Below are 16,275 nucleotides of genomic sequence, written 5' to 3' on the forward strand. Positions count from 1 at the left end.
AACCCGGGCTGCACCTCGAAGACCTGCGCCGTCGGCAGTGGCTAGAGCAGCTCGAACAAGCTGATGTCCTGGTACTACGCCTGGGGCGGCGCGACCGACACGTCGGCCGGCTGGGCCTGGCGGATCGGTTCCAGCCACGACCACTTCGGCTACCAGAACCCGATGGCCGCGTACGCGCTGGCGAACGTGGCGGACCTGAAGCCGAAGTCGGCGACCGGCGCGACCGACTGGGCGGGCAGCCTGACCCGGCAGCTGGAGTTCTACCGCTGGTTGCAGTCCGCCGAGGGCGGCATCGCCGGTGGCGCGACCAACAGCTGGGCGGGCCGGTACGCGACCCCGCCGTCGGGCTCGGCGACGTTCTACGGCATGTACTACGACGTCCAGCCCGTCTACCACGACCCGCCGAGCAACCAGTGGTTCGGCATGCAGGCGTGGTCGATGGAGCGGGTGGCCGAGCTGTACGACCAGACCGGCAACGCGGCCGCCAAGGCCGTGCTGGACAAGTGGGTGCCGTGGGCGATGGCGAACACCACGGTGAACGCGTCCGCCGGCACCTGGCAGGTCCCGAGTGACCTGTCGTGGTCGGGCCAGCCGGACACCTGGAACGCGTCCAGCCCGGGCGCCAACACCGGCCTGCACGTCACGGTCACCAGCAAGGGCCAGGACGTGGGCGTGACCGCGGCGCTGGTGAAGACGCTGGCGCACTACGCGGCCAAGTCCGGCAACACCAGTGCCCAGACCATGGCGAAGAACCTGCTCGACGCCATGTGGGCGACGCCGAACCAGGACGCGAAGGGCATCTCGACGGCCGAGTCGCGGTCGGACTACAACCGCTTCGACGACCCGGTCTACGTGCCGAGCAACTTCACGGGGACCATGTCGAACGGCGACCCGATCAACTCGTCGTCGACGTTCATCGGTCTGCGGTCCTGGTACAAGCAGGACCCGGCGTGGCCGCAGGTGCAGTCCTACCTCGACGGCGGCTCGGCACCCACGTTCCGGTACCACCGGTTCTGGGCGCAGGCCGACGTCGCGATGGCCATGGCCGAGTACGGCCGACTCTTCCCGAACGGATGAGACGATGACGCGACGGATTGTGGCGCTGCTGTTGGCGCTCACACTCCTGCCGTTGGCGGGCCTGGCCTCGGCCGGGCCCGCCGCGGCGGCAGGAACCGGCTACTGGCACACCAGCGGCCGCCAGCTGCTCGACGCCAACAACCAACCGGTCCGCATGACCGGGATCAACTGGTTCGGCCTGGAGACGGCGAACTACGCGCCGCACGGCCTGTGGTCCCGGGGCTACAAGGACATGCTCGACCAGATGAAGAGCCTGAAGTACAACACGCTTCGGCTGCCCTTCTCCAACCAGCTGTTCGACGCGGGCTCCACGCCGAACAGCATCCGCTACGACCTCAACCCCGACCTGCAGGGCCTGTCCGGCGTGCAGATCATGGACAAGATCATCGACTACGCCGGCCAGATCGGCATGAAGGTGCTGCTGGACCGGCACCGGCCGGACTCCGGCGCGCAGTCGGCGCTCTGGTACACCGCGCAGTACCCGGAGAGCCGGTGGATCAGCGACTGGAAGATGCTCGCTCAGCGCTATCTGGGCAACACCACGGTGATCGGCGCCGACCTGCACAACGAGCCGCACGGCATCCAGGGTGGCGGCGGCTCCAACTGGGGCAGCGGCGACACGGCCAGCGACTGGCGGCTCGCCGCCGAGCGGGCCGGCAACGCGGTCCTGTCCGTGAACCCCAACTGGCTGATCGTCGTCGAGGGCGTCGACTCCTACAACGGCGACGGCTACTGGTGGGGCGGCAACCTGCAGGGTGCGGCCGCGGCGCCGGTGCGGCTGAACGTGGCCAACCGGCTCGTGTACTCGGCGCACGACTACGCGACGTCGGTGTTCGCCCAGCCGTGGTTCTCCGATCCCGCCTTCCCGAACAACCTGGCGGCGATCTGGGACAAGAACTGGGGCTACCTGTTCAAGAACAACGTGGCCCCGGTGCTGCTCGGCGAGTTCGGCACCACGCTCGCCGACCCGCGCGACCAGCAGTGGCTGCGCACGCTGATGGCCTACCTGGGCACCGGCACGGGCGGCGTCAACTTCACGTTCTGGTCGTGGAACCCGAACTCCGGTGACACGGGCGGGATCCTCAACGACGACTGGACCACGGTGAACACCGCGAAACAGGCGTACCTGGACCCGTACCTGATCGCGCCGGACGGCGGGACGACGACCCCGCCGCCTCCGCCGCCGCCGGTGTCCTGCCAGGTGAGCCTCGGCGTGAACGACTGGGGCACCGGCTTCACCGCCGCGGTCTCCATCGCCAACACCGGCACCGCCGCGATCAGCGGCTGGACGTTGGCGTTCACCTTCCCCGGCAACCAACGGATCACCAACGGCTGGTCGGCCAACTGGACGCAAGCGGCCGGCAGCGCCAACGTCACGGCGACCAACCTCGACCACAACCGCGTGATCGGCGCCGGGCAGTCGGTCACCGGGCTGGGGTTCAACGCCAGCTACACCGGCACGAACTCAGCGCCAACGGCCTTCACGGTCAACGGCCAGTCCTGCGCGGTCGCCTAGCCGAACACCCCCCGGGGGCGCCCGTGGCCCCTCGTCCGGCACCCCTCGACGGGCGCACCCGGGGATCTCTCCACCTCTCCAGCGGGAGGAAGCCATGCCCACCTCGCCACGACTGTCCGCGAGTTCGGTGGTCGCCGCGCAGGTCCTCGCCCTCCCCGCACCGGCACACGCCGCCCCGGTCCTCCTCACCCGCGACGGCGCCGCGTTCAACCTGTAAGGACAAGGCAATGCGCACGAAGCTCGCCCATCTGTTAGCGGGGGCGCTCCTGGTCACCTCCGTCATGGTGACCGGCACGGTGGCCGCCGGGACCGCGCCGTCGGCGGTGGCCGCCGCGGCCGATCCGTACTCCTGGAAGAACGTGGAGATCGCCGGTGGCGGCTTCGTGCCGGGGATCGTCTTCAACCCGACCGAACGCAACCTCATCTACGCGCGCACCGACATCGGCGGCGCGTACCGGTGGAACGAGGGCACGCAGCGGTGGACACCGCTGCTGGACTGGGTCGGTTGGGAGAACTGGGGATACAACGGCGTACACAGTCTCGCGACCGACCCGGTCCAAACCAACCGCGTGTACGCCGCGGTCGGCATGTACACCAACGACTGGGACCCCAACAACGGCGCGATCCTGCGCTCGGCCGACAAGGGGAACACCTGGCAGGTCACGACGTTGCCGTTCAAGCTGGGCGGCAACATGCCCGGCCGCGGCATGGGTGAGCGCCTCGCGGTCGACCCGAACCGGGACAGCGTCCTCTACTTCGGCGCGCCCAACGGCAACGGGCTGTGGCGCAGCACCGACTTCGGCGTGACGTGGGCGAAGGTGGCGTCCTTCCCCAACGCCGGCAACTACTCCGACGACCCGAACGACTCGACCGGGTACCAGAGCCACCAGCCCGGTGTGGTGTGGGTGGCGTTCGACAAGTCGACGGCGACGTCCGGGAACACCACGCAGGGCATCTACGTCGGCGTGGCGGACAAGCAGAACACCGTGTACCGCTCGACGAACGGCGGCACGTCGTGGGAGCGCATCGCCGGCCAGCCCACGGGATACCTGGCACACAAGGGGATCGTGGACCCGGTGAACCACGTGCTGTACATCGCGACCAGCGACGTCGCGGGTCCGTACGCCGGGGCCAAGGGTGACGTGTGGAAGTACAACACCCAGACCGGCGCGTGGACCCAGATCAGCCCGATCCCCTCGTCCAGCGCCGACGACTACTTCGGCTACAGCGGCCTGACCATCGACCGGCAGCACCCGAACACGCTCATGGTCGCGACGCAGGTGTCGTGGTGGCCGGACGCGATCTTCTTCCGCAGCACCGACGGCGGCGCGACCTGGACCCGAATCTGGGACTGGACCTCCTACCCCAACCGCAGCTTCAGGTACACCCAGGACGTCTCGGCCGCCCCGTGGCTGACGTTCGGCGCCAACCCGCAACCTCCCGAGGTGACACCGAAGCTGGGCTGGATGAACGAGTCCGTGGAGATCGACCCGTTCAACTCCAACCGGATGATGTACGGCACGGGCGCGACGCTCTACGGCACGACCAACCTGACCAACTGGGACTCGAACACCCAGTTCACGATCAAGCCGATGGCCGCCGGCATCGAGGAGACCGCGGTTCTCGACCTGATCAGCCCGCCGACCGGGGCGCCGCTGATCTCGGGGCTGGGCGACATCGGGGGCTTCCGGCACAACAGCCTCTCGACCGTGCCGTCCTCGATGTTCACGCAACCAGTCTTCACCACCACCACCAGCCTCGACTACGCGGAGACGAACCCGAGCGTGATGGTGCGGGCGGGGAACTTCACCGACTCCGACAGACCCAACGACAGCCACGTCGCCTTCTCCACCGACGGCGGCGCCAACTGGTTCCAGGGCACCGAGCCCAGCGGCGTCAACGAGGGCGGCACGGTCGCGGCGGCCGCGGACGGCAGCCGGTTCGTGTGGTCGCCGCACGCCGTCACGCCGGTCTACTCGGTGGGCTTCGGCAACTCCTGGACCCAGGTCCAGGGCCTGCCCACGGCGTCGGTCGTCGAGTCGGACCGGGTCAACGCGAACAAGTTCTACGGGTTCGACGGCGGCCGGTTCTACGTCAGCACCAACGGCGGCGCCACGTTCACGCAGACGGTCTCGACCGGGCTGCCGTCGACGGCGAAGTTCAAGGCCATGCCGGGCCGCGAGGGTGACCTCTGGCTGGCCGGCGACACCGGGCTGTTCCACTCGACCAACTCCGGCACGTCGTTCACGAAGGTGTCCACCGTGACCTCCGCCCGCAACGTGGGCTTCGGCAAGGCCGCGCCGGGCCGGACCAACCTGACGCTGTTCACCGTCGGCGTGGTGGACGGGGTCAGCGGCGTGTACCGCTCCGACGACACCGGCGCCACCTGGGTGCGGATCAACGACGACCAGCACCAGTACGGGAACATGGGCGAGGCGCTCACGGGCGACCCGCGGATCTACGGCCGGGTCTACCTCGGCACCAACGGCCGCGGCATCCTCTACGCCGACCGCACCGGGTCCGAGCCACCGCCGGCGGATCCGCCACCGACGGACCCACCGCCCACGAACCCGCCGCCGGCCACCGGCGCCTGCGCGGTGACCTACGGCGTCAGCCAGTGGCCGGGCGGCTTCACCGGCTCGGTGACCATCGCCAACACCGGCACCGCCGCGATCAGCGGCTGGACGTTGGCGTTCACCTTCCCGGCCGGGCAGCGGGTCACCAGCGGCTGGGGCGCCACCTGGACGCAGGGATCCGGCAGCGCCGGCGTCACCGCCGCCAACCTGGACTACAACGGCTCGATCGCACCCGGCGGATCGGTGCAGGTCGGGTTCAACGGCTCGTGGACGGGCGCCAACCCCGCCCCGGCGGCCTTCACCGTCAACGACAACCCCTGCACGACCGGGAGCTGAGCCCATGTTCGCCAGAAAGGCGCTCGCCGCCGCGACCACCGTCCTGTTAGCGCTCTCCGGAGTGGCCGTCCTGGCCACGCCGGCCGCGGCGGACCCGCTGAAGGTGCACGCCGCCGCCGACGGCAGGTACATGGGCGACGCCGTGGACAACAGCGAGATCACCGACGCCACCTACCGCACCCACATCGCGAACGAGTTCGACATGCTCACCCCGGGCAACGCGATGAAGTGGGACGCGACCGAACCGACGCAGGGGCAGTTCAGCTACACCCGCGCCGAGGAGATCATGAGCCTGGCCCAGGCCAACGGCCAGCGGGTCCGCGGGCACACGCTGGTGTGGCACAACCAGACCCCGAGCTGGGTGCAGAACCTCGACGCCACCGCCCTGCGCACGGCCCTGTCCAACCACATCACCAACGTGGTCGGCCACTTCGCGGGCCGGCTGTACGCGTGGGACGTCGTGAACGAGCCGCTGAACGAGGACGGCACCCTGCGCAACTCGTTCTGGTACGCCAAGCTCGGCGCGAGCTACATCGCCGACGCGTTCCGGGCGGCCCGCGCGGCGGACCCGACCGCGAAGCTGTACATCAACGACTACAACACCGACGGTCTCGGCGCGAAGAGCGACGGCATGTACAGCCTGGTGCAGTCGCTGCTGGCGCAGGGCGTGCCCATCGACGGCGTCGGTTTCCAGGCCCACCTGGCGATACAGTTCGGCTTCCCGAACCAGCTGCGGCAGAACCTGCAGCGCTTCGCCGACCTGGGTCTGGACGTGGCGATCACCGAGCTGGACGTCCGCATGCAGCTGCCGTCCGACGCCACGAAGCTCGCCACCCAGGCGGCCTACTACCGCGACGTCACGAACGCCTGCCTCGCGGTGACCCGCTGTGTGGGCATCACGACGTGGGGCTACACCGACAAGTACTCGTGGGTGCCGAGCACGTTCCCCGGCGAGGGCGCGGCCCTGCTGGTGGACGAGAACTTCCAGGTCAAACCGGCGTACACGGCGGTTCACGACGCGCTCGCCGCCGCCGGCGGCACCGACACGACCCCGCCGACCGCGCCGGGCGCCCCGACCGCGTCCGGGGTGACCGCCACCAACGCGGCGCTGTCGTGGTCCGCGTCGACCGACAGCGGCGGCAGCGGCCTGTCCGGCTACGACGTCTACCGGGAACAGGGCACGACCGACCCGCTGCTGGCCCGGACCACGACGAACTCGGCAGCGCTGACGGGCCTGTCGCCGGCCACGTCCTACGAGGTGTACGTCCGGGCGCGCGACGGCGCCGGCAACCTGTCGGCCCCGTCGGCGACGGTGACGTTCACAACCCAGCAGGGCCCCGCGACCGGCCCGTGCCGGGTGGCCTACAGCGCCTCGAACTGGGGCGGCGGCGCCGGCTTCACGGCGAACATCACGATCACCAACACCGGCACGACCGCGACCAACGGCTGGACGTTGGCGTTCACCTTCCCGGCCGGACAGCGGGTCAGCGAGGGCTGGAACGCGACGTGGACGCAGGGTGCCGGCAGCGCGAACGTGACGGCGGCGAGCCTGTCGTACAACGGGACCCTGGCGCCGAACGCGTCGACGCAGCTCGGTTTCAACGGCACCTACACCGGGACCAACACGGCGCCGAGCACGTTCACACTGAACGGCGCGACCTGCGCGGCGGCCTGACCTCGGAACCGCGCGGTCGACCCGGCACGGTCACCTGGCGCATGGCTCGATACCCCGCGGGTATCGAGCCATGCGAAACAAAACTTGGACACCCGTCGCGCCGCGTTCCTACCTTGGGTCCATGACCAGCGCCGTTCTCGACCGCATCGCCTCGGTGACGCTCTCGTCCGTGACACTGCCGCTGCCCACGGGCATCAGCGACGCCAAGGTGCTCACCGGGCGGCAGCGGCCGATGACCGAGGTCGCGTTCCTGTTCGCCGAGATCACCACCGAGGACGGGCACGAGGGCCTCGGCTTCAGCTACTCGAAGCGTGCCGGCGGCCCGGCCCAGTTCGCGCACGCCCGCGAGGTCGCCCCCGACCTGGTCGGCGAGGATCCGAGCGACATCGGCCGGCTGTGGACCAAGCTCGTCTGGGCCGGCGCCTCGGTCGGGCGCAGCGGCGCGGCCACCCAGGCGCTCGCGGCCATCGACGTCGCCCTGTGGGACCTCAAGGCCAGGCGCGCGGGCCTGCCGCTGGCCAAGCTGCTCGGCGCGCACCGCGACTCCGTCCGCTGCTACAACACGTCCGGCGGCTTCCTGCACGAGTCGGTCGAGCAGATCACGGACAACGCCACGCGCACGCTCTCCTCCGGCATCGGCGGCATCAAGATCAAGGTCGGCCAGCCGGACTGGCGCGAGGACCTGCGCCGGGTCGCGGCTGTGCGCGCGCACATCGGTGACGCGGTGCCGCTGATGGTCGACGCCAACCAGCAGTGGGACCGGCCGACGGCCATGCGGATGGGCCAGGCGCTCGAGGAGTTCGACCTGGTGTGGATCGAGGAACCGCTGGACGCCTACGACGCCGAGGGGCACGCGGACCTCGCGCGCACGCTCACCACGGCCGTCGCGAGCGGCGAGATGCTGACCAGCGTCGGCGAGCACTACGAGCTGATCCGCCACCGCGCGGTCGACATCCTGCAGCCGGACGCGCCGCGGATCGGCGGCATCACCCAGTTCCTGAAGCTCGCCACCCTGGCCGAGCACGCGAACCTGGGCCTGGCGCCGCACTACGCGATGGAGATCCACGTGCACCTCGCGGCCGCCTACCCGGCCGAGCCGTGGGTGGAGCACTTCGACTGGCTGTACCCGCTGTTCAACGAGCGCCTGGAGACCCGCAACGGCCGCATGCACCTGTCCGGCCGGCCGGGTCTCGGCATCACGCTCAGTGAGCAGGCCCGCGCCTGGACGGTGGACAGGACCACGGTCGGGTCCTGACCACCGTCCGGGCGTCGTCCCAGGGGAGCGCCAACCGTCAGGTCAGCGGCTCGATCCAGACGTTGCGGAACCGCGGGTTCGCGCCCGCGTCACCGTGGTCCTGGAGGCGGATGGACTGCGGTGTCGCGTCCTCCCCCAGGCTGTCGCCCGTGCCGCCGTCGACCTGGACGTCGTTGTGGACGAGGACCCCGTTCCACACCAGCGTGACGCGGGCGTTCGCGGTCTTGTTGCCGGCAGTGTCGAAACGGGCCGCGTGGAAGGTGATGTCGTAGGTCTGCCAGGTGCCCGACGGGGTTCCCGCGTTGCTGTCCGGGGCGCGCTTCGAGTAGATGCTGCCCCCCTCGTTGTTCGCCGGCGGGTGACCGTAGGACTCCAGCACCTGCACCTCGTACCGCTCCTGCAGGAACACCCCGCTGTTGCCGCGGGCCTGGCCGGTCACCTCCGGCGGGTAGTCCGGCTCGAACCACTCGACGTGCAGCCGGAAGTCGCCGAACTTCTGCTTCGTGCGGATGTCACCGCCCAGGGACTCCACCGAGCCGCCCGAGATCGGCCACGTCGCCGCGCCACCCGCCCTCGCCTCCCACGCGTCCAGGTTCGAGCCGTCGAACAGCGTGATCCGCGACCCCGCCGCGAGCGTCAGCCTGTCGAGGTTGACGTTGCCGTCGTCGCCGGCGTCGAACCGGTAGGACACCGTGTTCGCGCCCGCGTTCAGCTGTAGCACCTCGGTCGAGGTCGCCCACGTCTCCCAGTCGCCGGTGCTCGACAGGGAGATCTGCCGCACCTTCGCACCGTTGACGTACAGGCTCACCTTCTTGGTGCCCGCGAACGGGTTCGGACCGTTCGAGTAGCGCAGCCGGGCCTGATAGGCACCCGCGCTGGGCACGTTCACGGTGAAGGTCGTGGCCGCGCCCTGGTTCCAGTACCCGGCGACGAACCCGCCACCCGAGTAGCCGCCGTGGTCGGTGGCGACCGCCGCGCCGCCGGCCAGGCCCGCCGTCTCGGCCTCGAAGTCCGTGTCGGCCATCTGCGCGGACGTCCCGACGGTGAGCTTGTCCACGTTCACATTGCCGCCGTCGCCACTGTCGTAGCGGTAGGCGATGGAGTTCGTGCCGGCGGCGAGTGGCACCGACTCCGTCGAGGTCGCCCACGTGTCCCAGTTCCCGGTGCTCGCCAGCGAGGTCTGGCGGACCTTCGTCCCGTTCACGTACAGGCTCACCGTCTTCGCGCCGGCCACCGGGTCCGGGCCGTTCGAGTACCGCAGCCGCGCCTGGTAGTTGCCGGCCGTGGGCACGCTCACGGTGAACGCCGTCGACGCGTTCTGGTTCCAGTAGCCCGCCACGAAACCCGTGCCGGAGTAGCCGGTGTGGTCGGTGGCCGCCACGGCGCCGCCGGTCAGCGCCGCCGCCTCGGCCTCGTAGTCGGTGTCCACGTAGGGGCCGACCACGGCGTTGAGCGTGTACCAGGCCTCGGTGCTCCACAGCTGCTCGCCGCTGTCGGCGGCGAACGGGCGCGGCGACCGGACGTGCACCACGCGGCCCGCCTTCAGGCCCGACAGCTTGATCGTCACCTTCTTGCGGTCCGCGGACACCGACGCCGAGGTGACCGGCAGGGTCTCCTCGTCGACCTTCGGGCCGCCGTAGGCCACCGTCGGGACGTAACGCCACTGCTGGACCTGGTACTTGGACACCAGGTCCTGGACGGTCGCGGCCGACAGCGGCTGCGTGTACTCCAGCTCGAAGCCACCGGCCACGGCACGCATGGCCAGGATGTCGAACGCGTTGGTGCCGTTGAACGCCACCTTCTGCAGGCCGTAGGTCAGCTTGCCCTCCTGGCCCCAGTTGCCGCCCGCGCCGATGCCGCCGGTGTACAGCGCGCCGTCCGGCCCGAGGGTCATGCGGCTCACGCCGGACTCGAGCCCCTGGGTCATGCGGAAGACGGCGCCCTGGTATTCGCCGTTGACCTTCTCGACGAAGCCGCGCTGGATGCCGCCGTAGGTCACGTCACCGAAGACGAACTGGCCGGCGAACGGTCCCTGGGACAGCAGGATCGGGTTGCTCGGCGAGTTCGCGATCTCGTTCTGCGGCAACCACAGCACGGGCTGGGTGATCGGCTGCGACTCGAACGGCCCCGGCGGGTTCATGTAGTGGTTGAAGAAGCGGTTCTGCTTGATCTGCAACAGCTTCGACGACGGCAGCCAGCCACCCTGGTTGTCGGTGACGAAGATGTCGCCGTCCGGGCCCCAGCCGATGCCGTGCGGCGTGCGCAGCCCGCCTGCGAGGTAGGACACCGCGCCCGTGTTCTTGTCCACCTTGATGGTCGAGCCCCGGTTGGGGGCCGGCTGCGGGTTGGTGGTGTTGCCGCCCTCGTCGATGGCCACGGACAGGTTGACGTAGAAGAAGCCGTCCCGGTACAGCAGCCCGAACGCGAACTCGTGGAAGTTGCCGCCGTACGGCCAGGTCGCGATGATGCGGGTGTTGTCGGTGACCCAGTCGCCGTTGGTGTCGTTCAGCTCGGTCAGCCCGTTCTTCTGGGACACGTAGAGCTTGCCGTCGACGTACTTGATGCCCATCGGCTCCTTGAGCCCACTGGTGATCCGCTGCGCGGTCACCCGCGTGGGGTTGGTGACGCCGGTGACGTTGCTCAGCAGGTAGACCTCGCCGAGCGAGTTCTGGGAGCCGCCCCAGGTGCAGATGGCGAGGCGACCGTCCGGCAGCCAGTCCATGCCGGTCACCTGCGGCTGGAAACCGTTGGGGCGCAGGTCGGTCAGCGTGAGGTCCGGGTGCACACCGGTCAGCGGCAGCCCGTCACCCGGCGAGTCGTTGCCACCCACGCACTCCTTGCGCCCCGGCGCGGTCACCCGGACGACTCCCGCGTCCGTGCTCAGGGCACTGTTCGGCACGACCGTGAACGCGCTCGCGCCCGGTGGCCGCCATTCGAGCGTGACCTGCTGACCGCCGGCCCGGTCGAACTGCTCGATCGTGAACCCGTGGTAGCCGGTGGCCAGGTTGACCGTGCCCTCGACCGCCGTCGACCCGTGCAGGCCGTCGTTGTTGATCAGGACGGTGTTGTCGAGGGTCATGCGCGACCCGTCGTCACTGGTGAGCCGGAACGTGTAGCTGCCGGCGGTGGTGATGTTCACGTTGCCAATGGCTTGCGAGACGAAGAGGTCCTCGATACCGAAGGCGTCACCGGTCCAGTCGATGTTCGGCATCAGCTTGTCGATGTTCGGAGTCTGACCGGGCTTGAGCGTGCACAACCGGTCCAACTCCACCCCGACGTCGAAGACGCGCAGCGTCACCCCGGGTGTCTGGGGTGGCACCGCCGCTTGGGCGGGGGCGGCGATGAAGACGTTCACAACGAGGGCAGCGCACAGCGCGGCTAGGGACGACAGACGCATGTCTTCTCCCGGAGGCGGATGGAAGCAGGGGGTTCACACCGCGTGCGCTGAACGTTAAGGGTGCTTTTGTTCGCGGTCAACGAAAGTTTGTTGGTTTTCGGCGAAGTTACGTCAAATGGACGCAATAGTTTGGGGGGTGGGCAAATGATCCTTGTTCCTGGGTTGCCGTCTCCTCGGTACTGGTCGGGGGTGCGGCGGGGATCGTTTGCGGGTAGACCAATCTGCGAGTTCCGCATCCTGTGAGTTCCGCATCGACTGTCCTTAATGGACGTTCGCTTCTGGCGTTGGGTGGATGCGCGAAGGTTGACTTTTCTGTGATTCACGGGGGTGTGGTCGTCGTCGTTCTTCCGCGGGCCGTGGTTCCGCTGTTCGGTGGACTCTTCGGCGGGCTCTTAGGCGGGCCGTGTTTCGCTGTTCCGTGGGCCGAGGTTCAGCGCTGCGTCCTCGGTGTTCGGTCGCGGCGGTGCGCGTCCTTGGGTGTCCCGTGGGTTCGGGGCCGCCTGCCTCGTGCCGGGTGTTCGGTGGGTTTGGTGGTGCGCGCTGCGTCCTTGGTGTTCGGTGGTGGTGGCGGGATTGTACGGGCGGCGACTCACGCCTCAAGGGCGCCTTCGGCGTCGGGCTTCGCCCGATGTCGCTTCGCTCCACCCTTGACCCGCGAGCCTCCGCCGCCCTGGGCAGGCCCCTCCGGGGGCAGGCTGGCGCCTGCCTGCCCTGCCCCCGCCACCGAACCGCCTAGCGGGGAGGTCTGTTCCGCCACCCTGGCCACGGGGCTTGGATCGCCTCCGCCACCTTGGCCACTGGCCTGGGTTCAGCTCAGTCACCTCAGCCACGGGGCCTGGGTCGCCTTCGCCACCTTGGCCACTGGGCCTGGGTTCTCCTCGATCACTTTGGCCACGGGGTTCGGGGGCGCCTCCGCCAACCTGGCAACCGAGCCCGGCGCCTCCACCACTTCACCACGGCCTTGGGTCACCTCCGCCGCTTGGCCACGGGGCTCAGGTGCCTTCGCCGCTTGGCCATGGGGCCGGGGCTTGGGTCGCCTCCGCCACCTCGATCGCCGAGCTTGGGTCGCCTCGGCCACCCACCCTGGCAACGAGGCCGGGGATGCCTCCGCCACCTCGGCCACCAGCTCGGGTCCCCGGGTTGGGTTGCGTCCACCTCGTGGGACAGGCGCAGGTCCAGCGAGTCCTCCCGGCGCCCGTCACGCCCCACCTCGACGAACACCCGCGACCGGAGATCTGGAACGCGTTCTCTACGCCGGCTGACTCGCCCAGCGGTTGGCTGTCAGGCGGAAGCTTGGCAGGTCGGCGAGCTTGAGCGTCGCCTCGTACGTGCGTTCGTAACCCGTGTGGGCGATGCGCCAGTGGCCGTCCTCGCGGCGGTAGCGGTCCTCGTAGAATGCCGCGCCGATGATCACCACGCCGTGGTCGACGGCGATGACCGTGTCCTGGAAGGCCCAGGTGCCGGTTGCCTCGTCGCCGTTGAGGTCGATTTCCGGTTGGGTCGCGAAGTGTGTGGTGATCAGGCCCGGACCCAGCTGCTCACGCATGAAGCCGACGATCGCGTCGCGGCCCTCCAGTTTCAGGGGGCGGCCGTAGGTCGGGGTGCCGTAGTCGGCCACGGCGTCGGCGGTGAGGACGTCCGCCAGCCCGTCCCAGTCCTTCGTGTCGACGCAGCGCAGGTAGCGGTGCTTGAGGCGCTTGATCTCTTCGAGTGCGACGAGGTCCATGCGCCAAGCTTCCGCCGCATCCATCCCTAGCACAAGAACGTGTTCTCGTTTGATCATGAAGGAGCGTGGACGAGTGCGCGCTGCGCCACATGCACCAACTTTTGTCATAGGTCGACAAAAGTATGTCGTTCTTGACTAAAAGCGTGTGATACTTCGCACCGAAGTCTTCACGCAGTTGTCATATGTGACGCGGTGTTTGGAAAGGTGCACACCCTCATGGACGAGACCCCCGACCGATCCCGGTTCACCCGGCGCGACGTGTTCAAGGCCTCCGCGGGCGCGGCCGCCGTGCTCGCCGCCGCGGGCGCGCCGATCATCGCGACCGCTGGGCCCGCGCTCGCCGACAACAGGGGCGGCGGGCACGACGACCACCACGGCGGCGGCCTGCACGCCGAGCCGCTGATCCCCGCGCGCAACCGCGGGATGATCCTCTACAGCGTGCGCGACCGGATCACCGCGCCGCCGGACAACACCGGCGTGCCGTACGGGTTCGCGCAGGTCCTCGAGGCCGTGGCCAGGTGCGGCTACAAGGAGGTCGAGTTCGCCGGCTACACCCAGCACGAGTCGATCCTCGGCCGGCAGATCACCCCGCAGGAGATCCGCAAGCTCCTCGACGACAACGGCCTGGTCGCCAACGGCACCCACACCACCATCAACCCGGCCACGTTCGAGCGGGAGATGGACATCGCCCAGACGCTGGGCATGCGGAACATCGGCACGGGCGCCGACCCGACCGGCAGCCGCTACAAGTCCGACTGGGACGCCGCCGCCGACGTGTGGAACGACCTGGGTCGCAAGGCGAAGGCCCGCGGCCTGCGCCTGTACACGCACAACCACCACGACGCGTACGACTTCCTGCTCGACGCGGGCCCGCTCGACGCGAACGGCAAGCCGACCCGCAGCACCGGCCTGCGGAAGCTGCAGTACTTCTTCGGCATCACCGACCCGCGGTACGTGTTCTTCGAGATGGACATCTTCTGGGCCTACGTGGCGCGGTTCCGGCACCAGACCTTCACCGACAAGCGCGGCAACACCCAGACCGACCTGTTCGACCCGATCCTCACGGTCGCGCCCCGCACGACCCGGTTCCCGCTGTTCCACGCCAAGGACGGCGTCAAGAACCCGAACGCCGGCGACGGCTACGACATGGTGGCGCTGGGCGTGGGTGACATCAACTTCCAGCAGTTCTTCGAGGTCATCGGCGACCAGAACTTCCACCACGCCAACTGGGAGAACGACAACGCGCCCGGCGGGCCGGCCAAGCCGGGCCAGTCCCTGCAGCAGGCCCAGATCAGCTACACCAACATGTCCGAGCTGACGATCTACCGCCGCTGACCCTTAGTCCCTTGTGGGGCATCGCTTTCCGCCTGCGGTGCCCACAAGGCCGGCACACGGGGCCGTCACACCAGCAGCGCGCTGACCCGGACGAGCCCGTTTCCCCCGGTCCGGCGGGCCTGCACGACGACCTCACTCAGCTCGTCGGTGACGGCGACGTCGACGGTGTGCCGCTCCCCCGCCGCCATGTCCTCGCCCGCCGGCGTCCCGCTCACCAGCACGCGCACCTGACCCGCCGTGCCGGTGTCCGCCACCGCGTCGACCACGACCCGGAAGCCACCGGGTCGCGCGAGGGTGCGCACCAGGTCGGTCCACTCCGGGGAGTCGGTGCCCGGCCAGTCCCGCGGCCGGGCCGGCGACAACGGCACCGGAACCGCCTGCGGCACGGCGGAGGTGAGCGCTGACATGCCGGCTCGGCGGCCCTCCAGCAGCCGCAGCCGCCGCTCGACCTCCCGCAGCTGGGTCAGCAGCGTGTCGGGGCGGTTCACCCGGGTCATGACGGCTCCAGGAAGGGCGCGACGGTGAGCTTGACCTGCTCCTGCCCCGCGTCGTCCCCCGGCGTGACCTCCAGCCCGAGGATGCGCACGGTCACATCCAGCTGCTCGCCGGCGAAGAACGGGTCGTCGATCACGATCCGCGCGTCGTCGCCGACGGAGTATCCGCCGACCACGGGGTCGAGGTCGGCACGCACGGTCAGCTCCGGCAGCACGACCGGTCGTCGCCGCGCGGCCAGCTCGCCCGCGACCTGGGCGTCGAGCATCGCCGCGTCGGTCGTGTCCGTCGGCGACACCTGGGCCTCCAGCAACGGCCAACCCGCCGCCAACGCGGTCGGGTCCGCCGCGACCGGTGCGCCGCCCGGCCCCAGCACACGCGTGGCCATGCTCGCGGCGTCGCTCGGCCAGGTGAAGTCGATGAGGTTCGCGCCGTACTCCCAGACGTACGGGGCACCCGGCTGCCCGAGCCGCGGGAAGCCCAGCCGCAGGAACCGCTCGGGGTCCCCGCTCTCGCCGTACCGGACGTCGACGGTGAAGTCGAGCCCGTCGTCAGCGTTCGCGAGGTCCCGCAGCGCGTCGGCCACCGGTTTGAGATCTGCGGGCGAGTAGGTGATCGTGCGCGTGACGCCGGAGGACTCCGGCCCGGTGACGACGATGCCGAGGTCGCCGCCCGGGTGGGACTGGGCGAGGGTGACCAGGCTCCTGGCGACCGCGAGCTGGTCCCCGGCGAGCGGCACGTCCGCGGTGAGGTCCGCCGGGTCGAGCACGAGCCGGTGCTCGAAGTAGGACAGCAGGTACGTCGTCCACCGGACGCGGACGGTGTTGGTCGCCGACAGCCGGAGGTTGCCCGGCAGGTGGTCGTTGGCCCCGTGGTAGTTGTGCATGGCC

General features: G+C 69.6%; 11 protein-coding genes. 7 read left to right on the forward strand and 4 right to left on the reverse strand.

Annotated features, from left to right (window positions below; all coding sequences use genetic code 11):
* Positions 1–60 precede the first annotated feature (60 nt).
* The 6 genes from ACJ73U_RS19145 (at position 61) to ACJ73U_RS19170 (ending at position 8,435) form a co-directional block, all read left to right on the forward strand.
* On the forward strand, positions 61–1,077 hold the full coding sequence (locus ACJ73U_RS19145; protein WP_407779025.1) for a glycoside hydrolase family 48 protein: 1,017 nt from the start codon (positions 61–63) through the stop codon (positions 1,075–1,077).
* Positions 1,078–1,081: 4 nt separating this feature from the next.
* Entirely contained in the window at positions 1,082–2,593 is a 1,512-nt protein-coding gene (locus ACJ73U_RS19150) for a cellulase family glycosylhydrolase (RefSeq protein WP_407779015.1), read from the forward strand.
* 94 nt (positions 2,594–2,687) lie between these two features.
* The gene (locus tag ACJ73U_RS19155; RefSeq protein WP_407779016.1) at positions 2,688–2,810 is read left to right on the forward strand and encodes a hypothetical protein; all 123 of its coding nucleotides are present in this window, start codon (positions 2,688–2,690) and stop codon (positions 2,808–2,810) included.
* 10 nt (positions 2,811–2,820) lie between these two features.
* The gene (locus ACJ73U_RS19160) at positions 2,821–5,505 is read left to right on the forward strand and encodes a cellulose binding domain-containing protein (protein ID WP_407779017.1); all 2,685 of its coding nucleotides are present in this window, start codon (positions 2,821–2,823) and stop codon (positions 5,503–5,505) included.
* A 4-nt stretch (positions 5,506–5,509) separates the two neighbouring features.
* Positions 5,510–7,180 carry an endo-1,4-beta-xylanase gene (locus ACJ73U_RS19165; protein WP_407779018.1) on the forward strand — a complete coding sequence of 557 codons (1,671 nt, stop codon included), beginning with the start codon at positions 5,510–5,512 and terminating at the stop codon, positions 7,178–7,180.
* A gap of 121 nt (positions 7,181–7,301) precedes the next feature.
* Complete coding sequence (locus tag ACJ73U_RS19170; protein ID WP_407779019.1) at positions 7,302–8,435, forward strand: L-talarate/galactarate dehydratase; 1,134 nt, start codon at positions 7,302–7,304, stop codon at positions 8,433–8,435.
* Positions 8,436–8,472: 37 nt separating this feature from the next.
* Here ACJ73U_RS19170 and ACJ73U_RS19175 read toward each other — a convergent pair whose 3' ends face one another.
* Both ACJ73U_RS19175 and ACJ73U_RS19180 read right to left on the reverse strand, forming a co-directional pair.
* The gene (locus ACJ73U_RS19175; protein ID WP_407779020.1) at positions 8,473–11,832 is read right to left on the reverse strand and encodes a family 16 glycoside hydrolase; all 3,360 of its coding nucleotides are present in this window, start codon (positions 11,830–11,832) and stop codon (positions 8,473–8,475) included.
* 1,249 nt (positions 11,833–13,081) lie between these two features.
* Positions 13,082–13,558 carry a nuclear transport factor 2 family protein gene (locus ACJ73U_RS19180; RefSeq protein ID WP_407779021.1) on the reverse strand — a complete coding sequence of 159 codons (477 nt, stop codon included), beginning with the start codon at positions 13,556–13,558 and terminating at the stop codon, positions 13,082–13,084.
* Positions 13,559–13,774: 216 nt separating this feature from the next.
* On the opposite strand from ACJ73U_RS19180, the gene ACJ73U_RS19185 reads away from it, so the two are divergent.
* Positions 13,775–14,893 carry a sugar phosphate isomerase/epimerase family protein gene (locus tag ACJ73U_RS19185; RefSeq protein WP_407779022.1) on the forward strand — a complete coding sequence of 373 codons (1,119 nt, stop codon included), beginning with the start codon at positions 13,775–13,777 and terminating at the stop codon, positions 14,891–14,893.
* A 65-nt stretch (positions 14,894–14,958) separates the two neighbouring features.
* Here the strand turns inward: ACJ73U_RS19185 and ACJ73U_RS19190 are convergent, their stop codons facing one another.
* Together ACJ73U_RS19190 and ACJ73U_RS19195 are read right to left on the reverse strand one after the other, a co-directional pair.
* A complete protein-coding gene (locus ACJ73U_RS19190; protein ID WP_407779023.1) occupies positions 14,959–15,390 on the reverse strand; it encodes a hypothetical protein in 432 nt (143 codons plus the stop codon).
* Positions 15,387–16,275 (reverse strand): hypothetical protein (locus ACJ73U_RS19195; protein WP_407779024.1); only part of this gene is annotated, 889 nt, incomplete at its 5' end. The genes ACJ73U_RS19195 and ACJ73U_RS19190, both read right to left, overlap by 4 nt.

This window comes from Actinophytocola sp., assembly GCF_045807065.1.
In the GTDB taxonomy this organism is placed as follows: Bacteria; Actinomycetota; Actinomycetes; order Mycobacteriales; family Pseudonocardiaceae; genus Actinophytocola.